The following is a 20,826-nucleotide window of genomic DNA, read 5'->3' on the forward strand; positions in this document are numbered from 1 at the left end:
GCGCGTGCGTGAAACAGTTAAAGAGGTTGCCCGACTGCAATATACCGCACGCCTGCGCGTGCGCTGCCGTGAGATAGTTTCAAGATGTTGCCCGACTGCGACATGCCGCACGCCCGGCCTGCGCAACAACAAGGGATGCCTGGACGCCGCGTCAGCATTGACGGTTCAGCCGGTCTTGCGGGCGCGCATAAAAGCGGCGTGATACTCTGGGATCCGTGCCATGGTCAATGTGAACCAGGGAGTGAAACTGTCTGGTTCACGAGCCAGTTGCGCCACCACCGACGGTAGCGCCTGCCAGCGCCAGGCCATCGCTTCGGCGGGATCGGGCGCGGGCATCCGGGTAGTGATGCCGAAAAACACATGGCCGAATTCATGTTCAATCAGGCCATCAGGCAGCGGCAGACGGTAGTAAAGTTGAAACACCGGCGTCAGTTCCACCCGCAGCCCCATCTCCTCAAACAACCGGCGACGGGCGGCGGCGGCGCTCTCTTCTGCCGGCATGGGGTGACTGCAGCAGGTGTTGCTCCAAAGACCGCCGCAGTGGTATTTCTCCCGCGCACGCTGCTGCAGCAGCAGTTGTCCGGCAGGATTGAACAGATAGACGGTCACCGCGCGATGCAGTGCGCCTTCGCGGTGAGCCTGAAGTTTTTCCATGGTGCCCACCGTCTGATCCCGTTCATCAACCAGGATAACTTGCGTTAATGCCATATACGCCTCGCTGCGCGCCACCCGGGCCCGATCATGCGCCCGGGGACAGATATTGTTGCCCGTGGTCAGAGATGGTAATGAGTTTATCGGCCTGAGAGGATAATGTCTGTGCGGTGAAGTGATATTCTTTTAAGCGAGCGTCTTTTTTATAGCGTTAGGGTGTCGGTTTCAGGCTTCCGGGCGTCCCATACGGCGCATAGCGCGATGCCAGGCGCCATTGCGCACCGACCAGCGCAAAACATGGGCCAGGGAATGCACCGCCGGCGTCACCAAAACGCGCCGCAGGGCCGGTCTTTCAAGATTCAATTGCGCGCTGGCCCAGTCCGGCAGCAGATCGATCCCGGCACGCATCAGTAGCCACCCCGCCGGCTGCGCCAATCGGCTTGGCATGGGGGCATTGAGCAGCAACCGCGTCACTTCCCGCGTGCGGTCATCGCACAGCAAATGCGGCCGCATCGCCTGCAAATACGCTTCAACCGCGGCGCGACTGGCGGGAACGTTGCGCGCACACAGCGCACAGGCCACTTTCATCGCCTGACGGTAGTAATCGTCTTGTTCAGCGCCGCTCAGGCGGGGATTGCGAAAGCGCAAATGCGCCGCCAGAAAACTGCGTGCCTCCGACACGTGTACCCAGGTGAGCAAATCCGGACTGCTGGCTTGATATGCGGCGCCCAACGGATTTACCCCCTGTACCTGCAAATGAATGTAGCGCACTCGTGCGATAAGCCGCTCGGCGGCGGCGGTGGGACCGAAACTGGTGACAGAGATAAACTGCGCCGTGCGGCGCAGTCGCCCCAGCATATCGCTGCGAAAATCAGAGTGATTCCACACCCCCTCCAGCGCCGAGGGGTGCAACATTTGCAGTAGCAACGCGCTGATGCCGCCGCACAGCATCGAGGTAAAGTCGCCGTGCACCCGCCAGATTATCGAGTCCGGGCCGTATAGGCCCGGATCGCCGGCGGGCTGCGTGAAATCCACCGTGCCCAGGCCGACGCCGCTCAGGCCCAGCACCTGCTGCTCGATGCGCCGCCGAACGGGCGCCAGCAGGCGGTCCAGATTATTGCAGCGTGAAGCGGGCACGGTTCACTCTGGCCGAATCGAGACCAATCATGACCTCCACCTCTCCCGGCTCGGTGACAAGCTGCATTTGCTGGTTATAAAACCGCAGCATCGCCGGCGTAACGGTAAAGTGGACCGACCGCGACTCCCCGGCTTTCAGCGCGACCTTGCGAAAGCCCTGCAACATCGCCACCGGCCGGCTAATGGAGGGGTGACATCACGCAAATAAAGCTGTACTACGGTGGCGCCGTCCCTGTCGCCGTCATTGGTCAGCGTCACCGTGGCGGTCAGACTGCCGGCCGGCGCCAGTTGCGTCGCCGACAACGTCACCGGCGATACGGTGAAGTGGGTGTAACTCAGCCCATAGCCGAATGGAAACAGCGGGCCGTTAGCCTCGTCGTAATAATGAGAGGTATATTTTTCCTGCTTTTGCGGATCATAGGGCCGGCCGGTGGGAAGATGATTGTAATAGAGGGGAATCTGCCCGACCGAACGCGGGAACGACATCGGCAATTTGCCGGACGGGTTGTGATCGCCGAATAACACATCGGCAATGGCATTCCCCCCTTCGGTGCCGGGGAACCAGGCCTCAAGCAACGCGTCCGCCTGTTGGTTTTCCTGCACCAGCGCCAGCGGACGCCCATTTAACAGCACCACTACCAACGGTTTGCCGGTGGCCTTGAGCGCGCGCAGCAGCCGGCGCTGACTTTCTGGAATGGTAATATTGCTGCGGCTGGAGGCTTCATGAGCCCTGCGCTTCGCCGACCGCGGCGATGATGACATCCGCCTGCCGGGCGGTGCGCACGGCTTCGTCAATCATCGCTTGCGGGGTGCGCGGGTCAACCTTGACGGTTTGTTCATATTGATTGAGGTAGGCTATCAAATCCTGATGATCGGTAATATTGGCGCCGCGGGCGTACAGGACTTTTACCTTGTCGCCTACCGCATTGCGGATCCCCTCAAGCAGGGTGAGGGATTGTTCGGCGCGCCCCGCGGCGGACCAGCTGCCCATAATGTCGCGCTTGCTGTCGGCCAGCGGAACGACGACCGCCAGGGTGCCCTGTTTTGGCAGCGACAGCGTGTTGATGCGGTTTTTCAACAGCACCAGACTCGCGCGTGCGACTTGCCGCGCTTCGGCCCGGTGTAAACGGCTTTCCGCGTTGGTGTCCACCGGATCGCTGCCCGCCGGCCCGAGATGCACATAAGGGTCGCGGAACAATCCCATATCATATTTGACGTTCAGGACATGGCGCCCGGCGTCATCAAGCGTGGCCTGACTCACTTCGCCGCGCTGGATAAGTCCCGGCAAATATTTCACGAAATACTCATCGCTCATGCTCATATTGATACCGGCGTTAATCGCCATTTTCGCTGCCTGTTCGGGATCTGCCGCCACGCCGTGCTTAATGAGCTCTTTGATAGCGCCATGATCTCTGGCGGTGATGCCGGTGAAATGCCACGCTTTGCGCAACACATCCTGCAGCAACCAGCGGTCCACCGTGGCCGGCGTCCCGTTGACGGAGTTCAGCGCCACCATGACGCCGCCGCTGCCAGCATCGAGCGCTGTTTTATACGGCGGCATGTAATCTTGAAACATCTTTTGCGGGATCATGTCCACGCTATTGTAGTCTCGCCCGCCTTCCACCGCGCCGTACAGGGCGAAGTGTTTAACGCTGGTCATCAGCGTATGGCGATCGCCGGGATTTTTGCCTTGAATGGCGGTCACCAGCGTGCGGCCGATTTCCCCCGTCAGAAAGGTATCCTCGCCCAGCCCTTCCGACACGCGGCCTCAGCGCTGATCCCGGGTGATATCCACCATGGGCGCCCAGGTCATATTTAGGCCGTCCTCGCTGCCCTCATAGGCGGCAATCCGTCCGCTGGTCGCTACCGCCTGCAGATCCCAACTGGCGGCAAGTCCGAGACTGATGGGGAAAATAGTGCGCTGACCATGAACGATATCGTAGGCGAAAAACAACGGGATTTTCAGGCGGCTCAATTGCATCGCCTGATCCTGCATGGCACGGATATCCGGGCGGGTAACGGTATTGAAAATACCCCCACCTGGCCTTGTTGGATCATCAAACGGATGGCGTCTTTGGGATTGTCCGGCCCGACGCTGATTAAGCGCAACTGGCCAATTTTTTCCTCGGTGGTCATTTTCGCCAATAGCGCATTGACGAAGGCGTCACGGGGTAAGCGAGGTGAAGGAAGTAAATTATTGTTATCCGCCAAAGCGGGAGCAACGACACATGCCAGCATCAGGCCAAATGACCAAAGCCACCTCATAGAGGTTTCTCACAATCGCGAAAGCCAGCCGGCACGTTCCGGTCACGAAAAAATAAGGCGCTACTATGCCATAAATGTGGCATTACAAGAGTATAGCGACTCACACAGCATAAAGCCTGCGGTAGATTTATTGAAACGGATTGTTTCTTGGGCTCAGGCCCGCCCACGGCAAATCCTCCACGCCGCCCCCCCTTCTGTCCGGGGGGCTTGGCAAGCGCCGGAAGCTTTGCAATACTGCCTTACCCTGTAACAAAGTGTTTTTCGCCTATACCGCGCTTTACGATTGCCGCTTCACGGCATCCGTCGCCTCCGCTACAGGAAAAGGGAACTCGGGTCACTTCTGCCGGGGGCATCGTTTCAGGGATGATCGGGTCTGTTATTACCATAAGGCACCGAGAGTGTATGAAATATGTCATTGTGGGTACGGGGAATATCAGCGGCACCTACGCCGACGCGCTGCGGGCGGTCGCAGGATGTGAACTGACGGGGTTTATCTCCCGCCGGCAAACCCGTCATGGTCTGGCCGGCCAGCCATCCCTGCCTTGCTGGCCGACCCTTGCCGACATCGATGAACCCTTTGACACGGTCATTGTCGCCACGCCAAACGGACTGCATCCGCAAAGCGCTATCGCGGCTGCCCGCCTGGGTAAGCATATTTTGGTGGAAAAGCCGCTGGCTATCACCGTCGCGGCCATGGACAGCATGATGGACGCCGCCCGCCAGCGCGGTGTCACTCTGGCGGTCAGCTTTCAGCGCCGTAGCTATCCAGATAATCTGGCCGTCAAATCCTTGCTGGCGCGCGGCGCGCTTGGACGAATTTACGCCGCCGATCTCAGTTGCCGTTTCTGGCGCGACCAGCCCTATTATGATAGCGCCGAATACCGCGGCGGCTATCGGCTCGACGGCGGCGGCGTGTTTATGCAGCAGGCGAGCCACGCGATTGACACCTATATTTGGCTGCTCGGCATGCTCGCGCAGCTGCACAGCGAGCTGGCCACGTTCGCCCACCGTATGGAAGCGGAGGACCATGGCGCCGTCGTCATGCGCTATGACAACGGCATGATAGGCACCATTGTGGCCTCCACCTGCGCACGTCCCGGCTACCCGCCGCCGCTGGAGGTGTGCTGTGAGAAAGGGACGTTTACGCTTACGAACGATTGTATCGACGTTTGGCATATCGACGGTGTCGATAATCCCGCGCACCCGCCTCCGCCGGTGGCGGATAACGGCGCCAGCAGCGCCACGCTTAACGATAGCCGTCGACACCAGGCAATTTTGACGGATTTCGAGCAGGCCGTCGCCCGCGGGGCGGTTCCGCTGGCCGACGACGACGACGCCCGGCGCGTCACCGAGCTCATCTTGCATATTTACCAACAGCACGAGAGGAAAGAGTAATGCATCAGCTCAGAGAAGCACGCATTGAGGAGTTGGCCCAACTCACTGAGCTCTGTCTGCAATCCAAAGCGTTATGGGGTTATGACGATGCGATTATGCAATGCTGCCGGCAGGAGCTGACCTTTCGGCCCGCGGATATGGAAAATTCACTGATTTGCGTGGCGGAAAGCAATAGCCAACTGCTGGGGGTCGCTCAATTGCAGGTGGATGACGAAGAGGCTTTCCTGGCGCGCTTGTTTGTCTCGCCGGCGCGGCAAAAAGCGGGGATCGGCAAGGCCCTGTTTGGCTGGTCTATCAAAGCGGCACACCGCGCCGGCGCCGCCACCCGGCTGTTGATTGACGCCGATCCGCTGGCCGCCGGATTTTATCAACGTATGGGCGCGCGCCAGGAAGGCAGCGTGGATTCCGTCACGGTGCCGGGCCTGCGCATGCCCCGTTTCCGCGTGACGCTGTAGACCTGTCCGTCGGCGCACGGTTTTTACCCCCTTAAGGGAGAACGCAAGGATGTATCAACTGCATATCGCCAATAAAAATTACTCGTCCTGGTCATTAAGGCCGTGGGTATTGATGAAAGCGCTGGCCGTGCCCTTCGAGGAGAATTTGCACCCCTTTGCACCGCCGACGGCCGCACAGCCCTTCAGCCGTTTTTCGCCGACCGGTAAAGTGCCGGTGTTAGTCGATGGTGCACAGACAGTGTGGGATTCGCTGGCCATTGTGGAATATTTGGCGGAGCATCATCCGCACGTCTGGCCGTAGGCGGCGGCGCGCGCCTGGGCACGCAGCGCCGCGGCGGAGATGCATTCCGGTTTTGTTACCCTGCGCAATCTCCGTCCGATGTTCTGAGGCGTGCGGGTACGCTTGACGCAGGTACCGCCGGCGTTAGAGAGAGACATCGCCCGTCTGCATGCCCTGTGGCAAGACGGGTTGCGCACCTTTGGCGGCCCCTGGCTGGCGGGTACGGCGTTCAGCGCCGTGGATGCGTTCTATGCGCCGGTGGTGTTTCGCGCGCAAAGTTTCGGCCTCGCGCTGAGCGCTCCGGCCCAGGCGTGGTGTGAACGGATGCTGGCGCTGCCGTCGATGCGGCTTTGGTATCAGCAGGCGCTGGATGAAACCTGGCGCGACGCCGACCATGAACAGGAGATGCTGGCCTGCGGCGAGTTGATCCATGATTTCCGCGCGGCGCTGCCGGGCTGAACAGCGCGGCAGAATTAAGCGGTGCTACCTGATTGAGCGGTGCGGCCGAATTGAGCAGCGTCGTCGGTATCACCGTTTGGGGGGAGGTCCGATCCGCGTGCGGGTTCGCGACCAACCGCTTCCTTATCTGTTTCTTATTCCAATGATTGCCCATCGTCGCGGCGGGTGTTGCGCGCGGTCTGATCGACCAGGCGCGCTTTCTGCCGCTTATAATCCAGCGCCGGCGGCGGCACCGGTGACGCTTTGCCGGTTTCAAGCCAGCTGCGGATGCGGTTGGCGTCGGCGAAGTGCGTATATTTGCCGAAGGCATCCAGCACCACCAGGGCCACCGGGCGATGATTGATGACGGTGCGCATCACCAGGCAGTGGCCGGCCTGGTTGGTGAAACCGGTTTTGGTCAGCTGAATAATCCAGTCATTGCGATAGACCAGATGGTTGGTATTGCGAAACGGCAGGGTGTAGGCGGGGTGGCGGAATGTGGCCATGGTTTCGTGCGTGGTGCTCAATTCGCTCAGCAGCGGATAGTTTTTACTGGCCATCAGGAGCTTGGCGAGATCGCGCGCGGTGGACACATTGTGCATCGACAAGCCCGTCGGTTCCACATAATGGGTCTGGGTCATTCACAGCGCGCGGGCTTTGGCGTTCATCGCATTGATAAAGGCGCCGTAGCCGCCGGGATAGTGGTGCGCCAGACTGGCGGCGGCGCGGTTTTCCGAAGACATCAGCGCCAGCAATAGCATGGTGCGGCGATCAATCTCGCTACCGACCCGCACGCGGGAAAACACGCCGCGCAGTTCCGCAGTCTGGTGGATATCCACCGAAATCATTTCGTTCATCGGCTGTTTGGCGTCCAACACCACCATGGCCGTCATCAGCTTGGACAGCGACGCAATGGGTACCACCTTGTCAGGATGGGCGGCGTAGAGCAGATGATTATTCGACATATCCAGCACCAGCGCGCTACCAGACGCTATTTGCAGCGGAGAGACCAGCGGCGCGGGTTCGGTGCTCAGCGCCGCCTGGGCGGGAGCGACAACCAGATTGCCGAGGGTGAAAAGTGACACGCCAAGATACACGACACGTAATAGAGAAAGCATTATCCGTTACCTGAAAAATACCGCAAGGCCGCAGTGAATTGCGCATAAGTATATCCCATTCACCCAAAACGCGAATCGTCGGGAAGAGGTATTTTTTGTCACCTTTTTAACGCGTCCACCGCGCTTGACACAAGGGAATAATTAGCGCTTGTCTTGTTAATTCTGCTTCGCTGGGTATGCTGGACGCAGGTGTTTTAGCATTTAATGGCGTAACGACATTTCCTGTCGTGCGTGGACTGGTGTTTAGCGAAAATCCTTTTACCCTTAATGACACAGTTTCCTTTTATTCTGGCGCAGCGCTTGCCACGTTAGTTGACGGAGCCTATGGACAGCCACAAACCCAAGCACACTTCCGATGCATCCCGACCCAATGACGACGCTGACCGTCATATTCCGCCGTCTGTAGGCGCTGCCGGCACCGACAGCGATACCCCTACCGGCCCCCCCGGCCCGGGGACGAAGGTGGCGCGTTCCGCGCTGGCGACACCCGGCGGGAAGACGATAACCAGAATAGCGGTAATGGCCCGCAGCCGGCGGTTAACCCCCGGGATGGCGGTCATGGCGCCCAGCCGCAGGATAACCCCCGGGAGACGGATGATGACGGCGGCAACGAACGCAAGCGCCCCGGCAAAAAGCCGCTGATTATTCTGGCGGTGGTGGTGGTGGTCATGCTTATCATCGGCCTGTGGTTCTGGCTTTCCACCCGCAACCAGGAAACCACCGATGACGCCTTTACTGAGGGCAATGCGGTTACCGTCGCGCCGAAAATATCCGGCTATGTGGTGAAACTGCTGGTCAAAGACAACCAGCGGGTGCACGTGCACCATGGCGATCTTCTGGTGCAAATAGACCCGCGCGATGCGACCGCCGAGCGCGACCGCGCGCGGGCGCAGTTGGGTCTGGCGCAGGCGCAACTGCATCAGGCGCAGGCGCAACTGGCGCTCTCCCAAGTGCAATACCCCGCTCAACTCGCCCAGGCCAAAGCCCAACAGGCCCGCGCTGAAGCCAGTTTACAAAATGCCGAGGCGGACTACCGCCGGCAGCGCGGCGTCGATCCCCGCGCAACCTCGCAGCAAAACATCGATAACGCCAGCGCCCAGTTGCGCTCCGCCCGCGCCGAACTGGCCAACGCCCAGGCGCAAGTCGAGGTCGCCGCCCAAGTGCAGTTGCAGGTGCGTCAGGCCGAGACCAATGTCGAAGCGCGCGAGCGTCAGGTCGATCAAGCGCAGGCGCAGTTGGAAACCGCTGACCTCAATCTCTCCTACAGCGACGTGCGCGCGCCGTTCGACGGTTTCGTGACCCGGCGCAATGTCCAGCTCGGCACGCTGGTAAAGGCGGGCAGTTCGCTGTTCTCGGTGGTCTCGCCAGACATCTGGATTACCGCCAATTTCAAGGAATCCAAGCTTGAGCGCATGCGTCACGGCAACCAGGTGGAAGTCACGGTGGATGCCTATCCCAATCTCACCTTGCACGGCCATGTCGATAGTATTCAGCAGGGATCGGGCTCGCGCTTTTCCACCTTTCCGGCCGAAAACGCCACCGGCAACTTCGTGAAGATTGTTCAGCGGGTCCCGGTCAAAATCGTCATCGACAGCGGCCTGGATACCAACACGCCGCTGCCGCTGTGGCTGTCGGCCGAGCCGAAGGTCATGCTTGAATGAGCGGCGAACGCCACTGGACGCCGTCCAGTAACCCCTGGTCGCCATCGTCGTCACGCTAGCGGTGTTCATGGAAATTCTGGATACCACCATCGTTAACGTCGCGCTGCCCCATGTCGCCGGGACCCTGTCCTCAAGCTATGACGAGTCCACCTGGGTGCTGACCTCTTATTTGGTGGCAAACGGCATCGTGCTGTCCATCTCGGCATTTCTCAGCCGGGTGCTCGGCCGCAAACAGTACTTCCTGATTTGCGTGGTCATGTTTACCGTCTGCTCTTTTTTGTGCGGGATCGCCACCGAGCTGTGGCAAATGATTTTGTTTCGCGTCATGCAGAGCTTTTTCGGCGGCGGCCTGCAACCGGTCCAGCAGTCGGTATTGCTCGATTATTTCAAACCCGAGGATCGCGGTAAAGCGTTCGGCCTCTCCTCGATCGCGATTATCGTCGCGCCGGTTATCGGGCCGACGCTGGGCGGCTGGATCACCGATAATTACAGCTGGCGCTGGGTATTCTTGATTAATATCCCGGTGGGCGTGCTGACCTTTCTGGCCATCTACCAGATGCTTGAGGACCCCCCGTGGGAGCGCAAGGTGAAAAGCGGCAAGCTTAATATTGATTATATCGGTATCGGGCTTATCGCGCTGGGGCTGGGCTGTTTGCAGGTTATGCTGGATCGCGGTGAAGATGATGATTGGTTCAGCTCCGGCTTCATTCGCTTATTTGCGCTACTGGCCGTGGTCGGTCTGGTGGGCGCGGTGTACTGGCTGCTTTATACCCGTAAACCGGTGGTGGATCTGCGATGCCTGAAGGACCGCAATTTTGCCGTTTCCAGCCTATTGATGGCAGGGATGGCGATGATTCTTTACGGCAGATCGGTGGTCATGCCGCAGTTGGCTCAGCAGGAGCTGGGCTATACCGCCACCTGGTCCGGGCTGGTGCTTTCGCCGGGGGCGGCGTTGATCGTCTTGTCCATTCCGCTGGTGCTAAAGCTGATGACTGTGGTGCAGACCCGCTGGCTGGTGGCGTTCGGTTTTACCTTGATGACGCTGTCGTTTATCTACTCCAGCCATTTGGCGCCGAATATCGATTTCAATACCATGGTCAAAATGCGTGCAGCGCAGTCCATCGGCCTCGTATTTCTGTTCGTGCCGCTGACTACCCTCGCCTTCGTCTCGCTGGCCCAGCGACTGAATGCCGATGGCTCCGCACTGTTTACCATGTTCCGCAACGTGGCGGGCTCCATTGGCATCTCGCTGTCCACCGCCGCCATTACCGAGCGCTCCCAGGCCCATAGCGCCGATATGGTGCATAACCTGTCGCCGTTCAATGAACAATTTCAGCAGGCAATAAGCGTGCCGCCCAAGCGTTCCGCGATGTCGGCAGCGTCATCGGCGACTCGACGCAGCTTGCCACGGGACAACTCTACCAACAAATGGTGGCGCAGACGCGGATCCTGGCTTATATCGATGTTTTCAGCCTTTGCGCGCTGGTGTCGTTAATTCTTATTCCATTTTGTTTTCTGCTTTCGCCGGTGAAAAGCGAAGGCAACGCGGGAGCTCACTAATATGCCGGCTCGTTTTCGCCCAGACAGGAGGCTGTCTTTCCCTTTGTCACCGCTGCTCGGTTTGAGCGCACTGACGCTGAGCGCCTGTTCGGTGGGGCCGGACTATCAACCACCACATCCCACCACGCCGGCGGCTTTTAATGATTTGCACAGCGCCGAGCGTACCGCCTCCCAAGCATTGGCTGCCCAGCCCGATCCGAAGTGGTGGCGCACCTTTAACGATCCGCAGCTCAATAGTCTTATCGACCGCGCCATCGCCGGCAATATCTCACTGCAGCAGGCTGTGCTGCGTATTGCCGGCGCCCGGGAGCAAACGTTGCAGGCGGGCGCTGCCGGCCTGCCGACCCTCAGGGCCAACGCCAGCGCTACCCGCCAGCAGTTAGGGCTTGAAGGGGAACTCGACTCTTCCGGCGCGCGCGCGCAGTTGGCTGAGAGCAATGAGGCGCTTGCCTCGCGCCTCGATTCCATCACCCGGCCGATCCACCTTTATCAGGGCAGTTTCGATACCTCCTGGGAGCTGGATTTATGGGGCCTGGTGCGCCGCTCGGTTGAAATGGCCAACGCGCAAACCCAGGCGTCGGTGGAGAGCCGCAATGATGCGCTGGTGTCTTTGGAGGCCGAAGTGGCGCGGGCCTATTTACAGCTACGCGGCGCGCAAAGCGTCAGCGGCACGCTGCTGGAGCAAATCGACGTGGCGCAGCAGTCGCTGTAGCTAACCCAAAGCCGCGCGCGCAACGGTTTGGCGCCGCAGTTGGATGTGGAAAACGCCAGTGCGCAAATCGGCTCGCTGCGTGCTAAACTATCGCAGTATCAGGCGCAACAGCGCCAGGCGATGAATGGACTGGCGGTTTTGCTCGGGCTGCCGCCGGGGGCGCCGGACGTCGAGCTGACCCAGACCAAACCGTTGCCGCGCCTGCCGGCGGCGGTGCCGGTGGGGGTGCCAGCGTCCCTGGCGCGCCGCCGTCCCGACGTGCGTGAGGCAGAGGCGCAGCTGCATGCCGCCAACGCCAATATCGGCGTGTCGGTCGAACAGCTGTTCCCCGATCGGTCGTTGACCGGCCAATTCGGCATGCGCAACACCGATGCCGACTATCTGACCCATTGGAGCAGCCATTTTTATTCTTACGGCCCGCAGGTGTCCATTCCCATTTTCCAGGGTGGACGGCTGGTATCGTCGGTGCGGCTGGCGCGCGCGCAGCAGGCGAATGCCGTGCTCTCCTATCGCCAAACGGTGTTGACGGCGCTGCAGGATGTGGAAAACGCCTTGGTCAGCTATCGCGCCGACCAGCAGCGGGTTGACGGACTTGAGCAAACCGCCGACGCACTGCAAAACGCCTTCAATCTGGCCAGCAACAGCTACCGTCAGGGGATTAGCACCTTCATCGAGGTGCTGGACGCGCAACGGCAGCTGGCGCAGGCGCAGGCGCAGGCGCAGGCGCAGGCGCGACAGCAGTCCGCAAGCGCCCGCGTGCAATCAAGCTTGGATCTGGTTTCATTGTATAAAGCGATGGGCGGCGGCTGGGATCTCTACCCGCAAGGAGATTTGCCCAAGTTTCAGGTATTTGGCCCGGCTGTAACGGTTAACTCGAAGTCATGAATCGATATAACGCAAGTGATGTGGGTGTTTTTTATGACTCCCATCACAAATTTTTGTAGCGCAATGCAAAAAAACGAGGGAAAATTACACCATCAGTTGATGATGGGAGGATTTTTCACCGTGGGAACGCTTACCGCAAGCTTTCTTGTAATGCGTTTGGAGTTGCTCAGCGCCATGATGATGTTTTTCGCCAGCCAATTACACGTGCAGTGCCGACGCTCCAGCCGCAACGCGATGGCCTTTATTTTCACCGGCGTCGGCATCGGTATGGCCTGCTGGTTTGTCACCGGCCTGTTGGGGATCACCCTGTCGGAGCTGCTGCTGATGCGCCATGAGATGTGGGAAGGCATGAAGCAAGGTATGCAGTTTATGATAGCCAATACCCCACCCGACCTGCAGTTCACTTAAATGACGCTTTAAACGCGTCACGGCCGGGGTCAATATCGTCGCATCCCGCCATTCGTGCGCAAATATGGTCGCGCGGTACTCGCCTCATGGCCGTTAAGCCCGCCAGCACCTGCACGCCGCGATGAAACCGAGGACTCGCTGCGGTATGCCCGCGACCGCGCGCAAAGGCGAAACCGGCATCTGACGGCGACCACCCGCAATGACCACACCTGCACCGTCAGGCGCGTTTGCCGCGCCATTATTTTCCGTGATTGCTGCGTGCGGGCAGCGCCCAGGCCACCACGCTGTCGCCGGTGCGCGTACCCAACCCGCCGTGCCCCCCAGCGGCAATCACCACATACTGACGGCCGTCGTCGCCCAGATAAGTGATTGGCGTCGCCTGGGGCCGCCCGCCGGCAGTCGACCGCGACAAAGTTCTTTGCCGCTCGCTTCGTCGAAAGCGCGCAGATAATCGTCGGCGGTGGCGCCCATGAAAATCAAGCCACTCGCGGTAATAATATTGCCACCCATGGTAAAAATTCCCGTCGGCAGCGGTAGATTAGTATGGGTTTTGAAAATGTTCATATCCCGGGTCGTGCCTACCGGACGCTCCCAGCTGATGTTACGGCTTTGCAAATCAATCGCCACCAGTTTGACCCAGGGGGGCGCATTACAGTGCGCGCCGAGCGGCGACAACCAGGGGCGCACGACCTCGGCATAGGGGGTACCGTACTGCGGCCCCACCGCAAAATCTTTCGGCTTGGGGTAAGGCTTGTCGCTCTCCCAGCCGGCCCACGGTTGCATCAATCTGCTGCGCAACGCTTTCTGCTCGGTGATGCCCTCGGCGATAAACGGGATATAGCTGGTGTTAGCGATGAGCACCTGACGCGCCGGATCGACAGAGGCGCCGTACCAGTCCATAACCCCGTCAAACGCCGGATAAGCAATGCGGGTGCCCAATCCCGGCGGCGTATATTGTCCTTGATAGCCAAATCGGCGGAACTGCACCCGGCACCAGAGCTGATCGAACGGCGTGGCGCACCACAAATCCTTTTCGGTCAGGTTAGCCGGGGCAAGTGTCGGCATGCCGGTGGAATACGGCTGGGTGGGCGAGAGGCGTTCTCTCGGGAAATGGCCTTCCTGCGGCACCGGTCGCTCCTCAACCTGCGCCAGCGGTTTGCCGGTGCGTCTATCCAGCAAAAACAACTGGCCCATTTTGGTGGTCTGCACCAGTGCCGGCAGCGTGCCACCCCCCGGCTGTGGCAGGTCCACCAGCGAAGGTCCGATGGGCAAATAGAAATCCCAGACGTCGTGATGGACGGTCTGGAAGTGCCAACGCTCTTTTCCCGTTGCCAGACTCAGCGCCACGATAGCGCTGGAATAAGTGTCGTCAAACGGCCGGCGCTGGGCACCGTAATAATCCGGCGTCGAGTTACCCAGCGGGATATACACCAGCCCCAGCGCCGGATCCGCGGTATAGGTGCCCCAACCGTTTGGCGTGCCGCGCGTATAGGTTTCGCCGGGTTTCAGCGGCGCGGTAGGATTATCCCGGCCCATATCCCATGCCCAGGCCAGCTTGCCGCTGCGAGGGTCATAGGCGCGCACTACCCCTGACGGTTCGCCGCGCGCCTGATTATCATATATCCAGCCGCCCAGCACCACGCTATCGTTGACCACCAGCGGCTGGGATGTGATGAAATGAAAACCCGGCGGCACCTTGCCCATCCGATCGGTCAGGTTCACGCGGCCGCCGACGCCGAAATCCTCGCATAACCGGCCGGTGTCGGCATCAAGAGCGATAAGTTTGGCATCGGCGGTAGTGGTGATAATGCGTCGTTCGCAGGGAACATTCGCAGGTGCGGGGGAGGCGTAATAAGCCACGCCGCGGCAGGCAAGATACTCGTTGGCGCGGGTGTCGTTATGGGGATCATAAGACCACAGGGTTTTGCCGGTGGTCGCATTCAGCGCCAGTACTTGCCGGTGTGGCGTGCACAAATAGAGCCGGTTGGCTACTTTGATAGGCGTGACTTCAAAATTGAACTCGCGGCCTTTTTTATCTTCCCCCGGCTGCATGACATCGCCGGTATGGACAGCCCAGGCGGGCGCCAGGCCGGCCACGTTAGCAGGGGTAAGCTGTGTCAGGGGCGAGTAACGTTCCCCTCTCGGGGTGCGGCCATAGTAGTGCCAATCATTGCGCCCGGCCTCCTGTGGCGCGCTCTGCGCCGCCGCCGGCAGCGGCGCATGCTGAACGTAAAGACGCTCGCTGGTCAGGTAGCCCGCGCCGATCACGCCGACGCCGGTCAGCAGATAAAATAGCCCGGCGACGGCGGCCAACAGGCGCTGTCGACGCGACGACGTCAGCGGCCGGACGATAAACGGCATACTGCACCACAGCCCGAGCACCGCCGGCAACAGCAGACGCGGCATCAGTTTCCAACCGTCCAGACCGACCTCGTACAGCGCCCACAACGCGGTTAGCACAAACGTCAGCCAATAAATCCACAGCCCCATCAAGCGCCGTTCGATAATAAAGAAACCGCTCAAGCTCAACAAAATGCCGGCCGGGAGATAATAAGCGGAACCGCCCAACGCCACCAGCCACAGTCCAACCACCAAAAAAAACAAGCCACAGACACACACCAGCAAACCGGTAAAATAAGACGACGTAGCATGACTGCTCCTGAACGGTACCGATAGGAATAAAACCTTTCCGTGCAAAGGCAGGCAAGCGTTAACATCGACCTGCCTTGGCGCCGCACGGACAGCTTTCATGTCAAGATTTGTATAGAAAGACTGATATTATAGTAGTCATATACGCCATACTCTGCTGACGTAATTTTGTTAATGCTGCTGTGGCCACCAATCCGAATTGACCAACGATGATGTGGCGCTTCAGCCCGCCGGGTACCTGAACGATTTATGATAATGACTCCTGCTACGACGGCGACGGCCGCAAAACGTCTGGTGATCGTGCGCCACGGCGAAAGTCTGTGGAACCATGAAAACCGATTTACCGGCTGGACCGATATCACACTGACCGAACGGGGACGCATCGAGGCTATCGAGGCGGCGCGGCTGTTAAAGCAGCACGGCTACCGCTTTGACTTTGCCTGTACCTCGGTGCTGCTGCGGGCCGTGCATTCACTCTGGTTGCTGCTCGATGAGCTCGACCAGAGCTGGCTGACGGAGGAAAAAAGCTGGCGGCTGAACGAGCGCCATTACGGCGCGCTGGAAGGATTGAACAAAGCGGTGACCGCCGAACGCTACGGCCATGATCAGGTTATGGCCTGGCGTCGTGGCTACCGGGCCTCACCGCCGCCGCTGCTGCCGGACGATCCGCGCCATCCGAGACACGATGCCCGCTACCGTACGTTGTCCGCTGTCACCCGGCCGTTTAGCGAGAGCCTGGAAGCGACCGAGCAACGGGTGGTGGGCTACTGGCATGAGGTTATCTCACCCCGACTGCAGCGCTCAGAACAGGTGCTGCTGGTATCGCATTCCAACGTCATCCGGGCGCTGGTCAAATATCTGGACGGCCTAAAAGAAGATGCTCTGACGGCGCTGTATATTCCGACCGGCGTGCCAATCGTTTACGAATTTGATGGCGATAATCAGCCGCGCAAACGCTATTTTCTCGGCGATGAGCAGGACATCGCCAACCGGATCGCGGCGGTTATCCGCACCGGCAGTAAAAGATAGTCCGCGGGCACGCCGACCCAACGCTTGGCGTCCCGCGGCGGCGCACGCAGTCCAGAGGTCAAGCCCTGTATTCCGACCGGGCACCGCGCGGGCGCAACGCTCGCAGTGCAGAGGTTAAGGCCTGTCTCCCGACCGGGCACCGCTCGGGCGCAGCGATCGCAGTGCAAAGGTTAAGGCCTGCCTCCCAACCGGGCTCCGCGCGGGAGCAGCACTCGCAGCGCAAAGGTTAAGCCCTGTCTTCCGACCAAGCGCCGCGCGGGCGCAGCGCAAAGGTTAAGGCTTGTCTCTCGCCCGAGCACCGTGCGAGCGCGCGGCACACCGGCCCGCGCACGCGTCCGGGGTGTTTTTCGCCACAGGGTGGCGCAGGGGACGGCGCAGCGGAGACGGTATTTTCATTAACAATACCGCCAGTAAAATCAGTATGATGCCTAGCCATTGTGGCCATGACAGCCGTTCCGGCAACAACATCACCCCCAGCAATACTGCGCTGAGAGGGTTAAGCAACGACGCCATCGACATCACCGCGGGACCAAAGCGGCTCAGCGCTTGGACCCAGCACCAATACGCCAGCGCGCTGTTGGCCAACACCAGCCACGGCCAGGCGTGCGGCCGTGGCAAACTCGGCGGCCCGGCCAGCACCAGCGCTACCGGCAGCAGCATCAGTCCGCCGAGCAGCAGTTGCCATGCGGTCAGCGCTAACGCATCCCGATACTGCCAACGACTCATCCATAAGGTGGATTGGGCAATCAACAGCGTTGCCGCCAGCGCCGCGGCAACGCCGATAGGATCTGGCGACGACGATGGATTGAGCAACAACCCTACGCCGGCGATACCCGCCAGCGATAGCAGCGCCATCCACCAAGAAGGTTTTTTCTCTTCCTGCAGCCAGCGCAGCAGCATTACCTGCAGCGGCATGGTGGCGCTCAAAGTGCCGGCTATCGATCCCGGTAACCGGTACGCGGCGATAAACAGCAGGAAAAAAAAGGCCGCGATATTGCAAAAGCTCAACAGCAGCATTTTTTTCGCCGGCAGCGGCGGTTTCGCGGGATGGAGCAACAACAGCAGGATGCCGGCGGGCAGCGCGCGCCAGACCGCCACCCAAACGGGCGACTGTTCTTGCAAAAACAGGCCGACCGTCGCGTAGGTGCTGCCCCACAATATCGGGGCCAGCAAGGCAAGAAAAAGAGGCATTATAGCTTTCCAAAAAGTATCTTTCACAAAAGATATAATGCTGGAAATTTATCGATGCCTCAAGTATATTTTGGTTATTATCTCGACAGGAGAAGCAATGAACCAGGACCATGTCGACCGCGTACTGGAACAGTGGCGCAACCAGCGCCCGGATTTGGATTGCCTGCCAATGGGGCTGGTTGGCCGTCTCGCCAGAATAAATGACTTAATAAGCACTCAGGTCAACGCGCTCCATGCCTGCGCAGGCCTGGAGCCGGTGGAGTTTGATATTCTCGCCACGTTGCGCCGCAGCGGCGAAGAGGTGACACCAACCCGTCTGTATCAGACGCTGATGCTGTCCTCCGGTGCGATGTCGGTGCGGCTCGACAAACTGGTGGAGCGCGGCTTGATATACCGCAAACCCCATGAACACGATCGCCGTAGCTGTAAAGTGGGATTGACCGAAACCGGACTGACGCTAATCGACCGCGCCTTGACCGCTCATGTAGCGAATGAACAACGACTGTTAGCGCCGCTTGATGTGGCACAGCGTCAACAATTGACCGCCTTGCTGCGCCTGTGGCTGCAGGCGAATGAATAGCCCCCCTGGGCGGTATATTCCTCGCCGCCAAAAGCGACGCCATCGCCGCCCGCCTTGCTCCGGCAGTCAGCAGGCGTTAACCGGTAGGCGAAAGCCATTTCAGCAGGCAGCGCGCAATACCGTCGCTTAACGCCGCCCGAATACTTCCCGGGATGGCTAACGGCCTGCACCGACGCTGCGAGCGAACCACGCAGCTAGCGACGTGAGCGAGGCGCACAGGACATAATACAGCGCGCCAATCAGCAAAAAGATCTCGGCCGGATAAATCTGCAGCCGGCTGTTGACCTGACCTGACACGGTAGTCAGTTCCGGTACGTTAACGATAAACGCCAACGACGTATCCTTAATTAGTGACGTCAACAGCCCGCTCCACGAGGGCAACACATTGGGCCACGCCTGGGGCAGTAGAATCAACCGCAGGACATGCCAATGGCTAAGGCCGCTGGCCAGCCCGTCCTCCACCTGACCTGTCGGCAACGCCCGTAGCCCGGCCAGCGTCGCATGCATGACCGCCGCCGAGGTAAACCACGCCAGCGCCAGCGTCACGGTCACCGCGCCGGGCAGCGAATGGCCGAACGCCACCGGTAGCAGGAAGTAAAGCCAGAAAATGACGAAAATCAGCGGGATACCGCGAATGAGTTCCGCCCAGATAAACAGTAAGCGGCGCGGCCAACCGGAGTAACGCCAGGCTACCGCTGCCAACAGTACCCCCAGTGCCAGGGCAATGACACCCGCGCCAAGCGCTATCATGATAGTCAGCAGCAGACCGCCGGGTTCCCCTTCCGCCGCCCGCCCCCACAGGAGATAGGTCAGATTGTCCAGGATCACCGACCAATCAAAATTCATGGCTGGCCTCCCGCCGGCGGGCGCCCGGGCGTCCGCGGGCCCAGCCGTAGCAGAGCGGCGCCCACCGCCAGACCCAACAACAGATAAAGCATGGTACCGACGGCGAAACCCTCCAGCGCATGGGCATTGTAACTTTCGATCTGGCTGATGTAATACGTTAACTCGCCAAAACCTATCGCCGACGCCAGAGAGGAGAGTTTCATCAAGTTGAGGTATTGCCCGACCATCGGTTGCCAGGCGTTACGCAACCCTTGCGGCAGCAGGATGTAACGCAGCATCGCCAGACGGCTGAAACCCTGCGCAATCGCCGCTTCGCGCTGCCCTGCAGGCATGGCGTTTAGCCCCGCCTGCAGCTCTTCCAACAGGTAAGCCGCGCTGAACATGGCCAGTCCCCAGGCGGCGCAGAGGAACTCCGGCGTCAGCCAGGGAAGATTGCCCGGCAGCATCGCCCAACGATGATCATCGGCCAGAAAATCGCGCCAGCCGATGGGTAACGCACTCCAGGCGGCAAAATACCAGAAAAAAAGCTGTACCAGCAAAGGCGTATTGCGAAACAGCGAAACCCAGCCCGCCACCAGCAGGCGCCCAGCCCGGCCCGGCATCATGCGCAGTACCAGCAACAGCAGCATGATGACCGTCGCCAACAGCGAACCCGCCAGGGTCACCAGCAACGTGGTGACAAACCCGGTACCAATCCACGCCAGCGGCGGGCCGCTCAGCACACCGGCCCAATCAGGATGCCACATCATATGGGTGTCGGCTCCCCGGCGCCGAGGGGTGACAGCACTCTTTCCAGAAATCGCCGGGCGCGCGGATGCTGCGGCCGGGTGAAAAAGCGCGCTGGACTGGCCTGCTCCAAAATCTCGCCGCCGTCCATGAACACCACTCGATCGGCTATTTCACGCGCAAACTGCATCTCGTGGGTAACCACAATCATGGTCACCCCGCTGCCGGCCAAGTCGCGCATGACCGAAAGTACTTCGCCAATCATCTCGGGATCCAGCGCCGAGGTGGGTTCATCGAACAAAATAATATCGGCGTCCGGTGGCCAGCGCGCGCGCGATAGCCACCCGCTGCTGCTGGCCGCCAGAAAGTTGATGGGGGAAAAAGGATGTCTTGTCCGCTAAACCTACCTGCCGCAGCTTCTCCTGCGCATGCTGGTGCGCCGCGGCCACGCTCAACCGATGAATTTTGATGAGGGCCAGCGAAACGTTCTCCAACGCGGTGAGATGGCTATACAGGTTAAACTGCTGAAAAACAAAACCAATGCCGGTTAGTAGCGCCCGCCGCTGCCGACCTTTCAGGCCGGCTGTGGGACGCTGATGAATGAAAATCTCGCCGCTGCTCAGGGTTACAAGCTGGTTGATAAGGCGGATCAGCGTGGATTTACCGGAGCCTGACGGCCCGCAGATGGCGACAACTTCCCCCGTGTTTAACCGTAAATTGATATTTTGCAACACCGACTGCTGTCCGAATGCTTTGCTTACCCGACGAAATTCCACAGCTGCCGGAACGTCGCCCGTCCCCGGCGGCAAGATTGCCGCCGGTACATTGAATGACTTCACC

The 20,826-nt window shown here is 60.0% G+C and carries 12 protein-coding genes and 7 pseudogenes; 9 read left to right on the forward strand and 10 right to left on the reverse strand.

The window, feature by feature from the left end; all coding sequences use genetic code 11:
- Positions 1-165 precede the first annotated feature (165 nt).
- From idi to bglX, 3 genes and pseudogenes are all read right to left on the reverse strand, one after another.
- Positions 166-708, reverse strand: a complete 543-nt coding sequence (gene idi / locus JZM24_RS17000) for an isopentenyl-diphosphate Delta-isomerase (protein WP_215671141.1) — start codon at positions 706-708, stop codon at positions 166-168.
- A 168-nt stretch (positions 709-876) separates the two neighbouring features.
- Positions 877-1,752: an oxygenase MpaB family protein gene (locus JZM24_RS17005; RefSeq protein ID WP_215671252.1), complete on the reverse strand. Its 876-nt coding sequence runs from the start codon at positions 1,750-1,752 to the stop codon at positions 877-879.
- Positions 1,753-1,765: 13 nt separating this feature from the next.
- Positions 1,766-4,053: pseudogene (bglX, locus tag JZM24_RS17010) on the reverse strand (beta-glucosidase BglX).
- Between the two features lie 402 nt (positions 4,054-4,455).
- Between bglX and JZM24_RS17015 the strand changes: the two are divergent.
- From JZM24_RS17015 to JZM24_RS17025, 3 genes and pseudogenes are all read left to right on the forward strand, one after another.
- On the forward strand, positions 4,456-5,448 hold the full coding sequence (locus JZM24_RS17015; RefSeq protein WP_215671143.1) for a Gfo/Idh/MocA family protein: 993 nt from the start codon (positions 4,456-4,458) through the stop codon (positions 5,446-5,448).
- A complete protein-coding gene (locus JZM24_RS17020; protein WP_215671145.1) occupies positions 5,448-5,903 on the forward strand; it encodes a GNAT family N-acetyltransferase in 456 nt (151 codons plus the stop codon). The genes JZM24_RS17015 and JZM24_RS17020 overlap by 1 nt, the downstream gene beginning before the upstream one ends.
- Positions 5,904-5,952: 49 nt before the next feature.
- Positions 5,953-6,642: pseudogene (locus JZM24_RS17025) on the forward strand (glutathione S-transferase family protein).
- 134 nt (positions 6,643-6,776) lie between these two features.
- On the opposite strand, the pseudogene pbpG reads toward JZM24_RS17025, so the two are convergent.
- Both pbpG and JZM24_RS17035 read right to left on the reverse strand, forming a co-directional pair.
- Positions 6,777-7,739, reverse strand: a pseudogene (gene pbpG, locus JZM24_RS17030) (D-alanyl-D-alanine endopeptidase).
- Positions 7,740-8,125: 386 nt separating this feature from the next.
- Complete coding sequence (locus JZM24_RS17035) at positions 8,126-8,299, reverse strand: hypothetical protein (RefSeq protein ID WP_215671147.1); 174 nt, start codon at positions 8,297-8,299, stop codon at positions 8,126-8,128.
- Between the two features lie 48 nt (positions 8,300-8,347).
- On the opposite strand from JZM24_RS17035, the pseudogene JZM24_RS17040 reads away from it, so the two are divergent.
- The 4 genes and pseudogenes from JZM24_RS17040 to JZM24_RS17055 form a co-directional block, all read left to right on the forward strand.
- Positions 8,348-9,400, forward strand: a pseudogene (locus JZM24_RS17040) (HlyD family secretion protein); the annotation flags it as partial.
- Positions 9,397-10,960, forward strand: a pseudogene (locus tag JZM24_RS17045) (DHA2 family efflux MFS transporter permease subunit). The pseudogenes JZM24_RS17040 and JZM24_RS17045, both read left to right, overlap by 4 nt.
- 1 nt (position 10,961) lies before the next feature.
- A pseudogene (locus JZM24_RS17050) lies at positions 10,962-12,557 on the forward strand (efflux transporter outer membrane subunit).
- Between the two features lie 120 nt (positions 12,558-12,677).
- Positions 12,678-12,965 carry a YjcB family protein gene (locus JZM24_RS17055; protein WP_215671253.1) on the forward strand — a complete coding sequence of 96 codons (288 nt, stop codon included), beginning with the start codon at positions 12,678-12,680 and terminating at the stop codon, positions 12,963-12,965.
- 330 nt (positions 12,966-13,295) lie between these two features.
- Here the strand turns inward: JZM24_RS17055 and JZM24_RS17060 are convergent, their stop codons facing one another.
- Positions 13,296-15,557, reverse strand: coding sequence for a membrane-bound PQQ-dependent dehydrogenase, glucose/quinate/shikimate family (locus tag JZM24_RS17060; protein WP_312885055.1), 2,262 nt, complete (start codon positions 15,555-15,557; stop codon positions 13,296-13,298).
- 312 nt (positions 15,558-15,869) lie between these two features.
- Here JZM24_RS17060 and gpmA point away from each other — a divergent pair, with 312 nt between their 5' ends.
- The gene (gene gpmA, locus JZM24_RS17065; RefSeq protein ID WP_215671255.1) at positions 15,870-16,643 is read left to right on the forward strand and encodes a 2,3-diphosphoglycerate-dependent phosphoglycerate mutase; all 774 of its coding nucleotides are present in this window, start codon (positions 15,870-15,872) and stop codon (positions 16,641-16,643) included.
- Positions 16,644-16,916: 273 nt separating this feature from the next.
- Here the strand turns inward: gpmA and JZM24_RS17070 are convergent, their stop codons facing one another.
- On the reverse strand, positions 16,917-17,834 hold the full coding sequence (locus JZM24_RS17070; RefSeq protein ID WP_215671153.1) for a DMT family transporter: 918 nt from the start codon (positions 17,832-17,834) through the stop codon (positions 16,917-16,919).
- A 97-nt stretch (positions 17,835-17,931) separates the two neighbouring features.
- Between JZM24_RS17070 and JZM24_RS17075 the strand changes: the two genes are divergently transcribed.
- Positions 17,932-18,414, forward strand: a complete 483-nt coding sequence (locus JZM24_RS17075) for a MarR family winged helix-turn-helix transcriptional regulator (RefSeq protein ID WP_215671155.1) — start codon at positions 17,932-17,934, stop codon at positions 18,412-18,414.
- Between the two features lie 156 nt (positions 18,415-18,570).
- On the opposite strand, the gene JZM24_RS17080 is transcribed toward JZM24_RS17075, so the two are convergent.
- The 3 genes and pseudogenes from JZM24_RS17080 to JZM24_RS17090 all read right to left on the reverse strand — a co-directional run bounded on the left by JZM24_RS17080 (position 18,571) and on the right by JZM24_RS17090 (position 20,825).
- Entirely contained in the window at positions 18,571-19,260 is a 690-nt protein-coding gene (locus JZM24_RS17080) for an amino acid ABC transporter permease (RefSeq protein WP_215671157.1), read from the reverse strand.
- Positions 19,257-20,009 carry an amino acid ABC transporter permease gene (locus JZM24_RS17085; RefSeq protein WP_215671158.1) on the reverse strand — a complete coding sequence of 251 codons (753 nt, stop codon included), beginning with the start codon at positions 20,007-20,009 and terminating at the stop codon, positions 19,257-19,259. Before JZM24_RS17085 ends, JZM24_RS17080 begins: the two co-directional genes overlap by 4 nt.
- Positions 20,006-20,825, reverse strand: a pseudogene (locus tag JZM24_RS17090) (amino acid ABC transporter ATP-binding protein). Before JZM24_RS17090 ends, JZM24_RS17085 begins: the two are co-directional and overlap by 4 nt.
- Between the last annotated feature and the right edge of the window lies 1 nt (position 20,826).

The organism is Candidatus Sodalis endolongispinus, assembly GCF_018777395.1.
In the GTDB taxonomy this organism is placed as follows: Bacteria; Pseudomonadota; Gammaproteobacteria; order Enterobacterales; family Enterobacteriaceae; genus Sodalis_B; species Sodalis_B endolongispinus.

Excerpts from the sequence above, each read along its gene's own strand:
- JZM24_RS17085 (WP_215671158.1), bottom strand. The coding sequence starts at position 20,009 with ATGATGTGGCATCCTGATTGGGCCGGTGTGCTGAGCGGCCCGCCGCTG.
- gpmA (WP_215671255.1), top strand. The coding sequence starts at position 15,870 with ATGACTCCTGCTACGACGGCGACGGCCGCAAAACGTCTGGTGATCGTG.
- JZM24_RS17080 (WP_215671157.1), bottom strand. The coding sequence starts at position 19,260 with ATGAATTTTGATTGGTCGGTGATCCTGGACAATCTGACCTATCTCCTG.
- JZM24_RS17075 (WP_215671155.1), top strand. The coding sequence starts at position 17,932 with ATGAACCAGGACCATGTCGACCGCGTACTGGAACAGTGGCGCAACCAG.
- JZM24_RS17020 (WP_215671145.1), top strand. The coding sequence starts at position 5,448 with ATGCATCAGCTCAGAGAAGCACGCATTGAGGAGTTGGCCCAACTCACT.
- JZM24_RS17035 (WP_215671147.1), bottom strand. The coding sequence starts at position 8,299 with ATGACCGCCATCCCGGGGGTTAACCGCCGGCTGCGGGCCATTACCGCT.
- JZM24_RS17015 (WP_215671143.1), top strand. The coding sequence starts at position 4,456 with ATGAAATATGTCATTGTGGGTACGGGGAATATCAGCGGCACCTACGCC.
- JZM24_RS17070 (WP_215671153.1), bottom strand. The coding sequence starts at position 17,834 with ATGCCTCTTTTTCTTGCCTTGCTGGCCCCGATATTGTGGGGCAGCACC.
- idi (WP_215671141.1), bottom strand. The coding sequence starts at position 708 with ATGGCATTAACGCAAGTTATCCTGGTTGATGAACGGGATCAGACGGTG.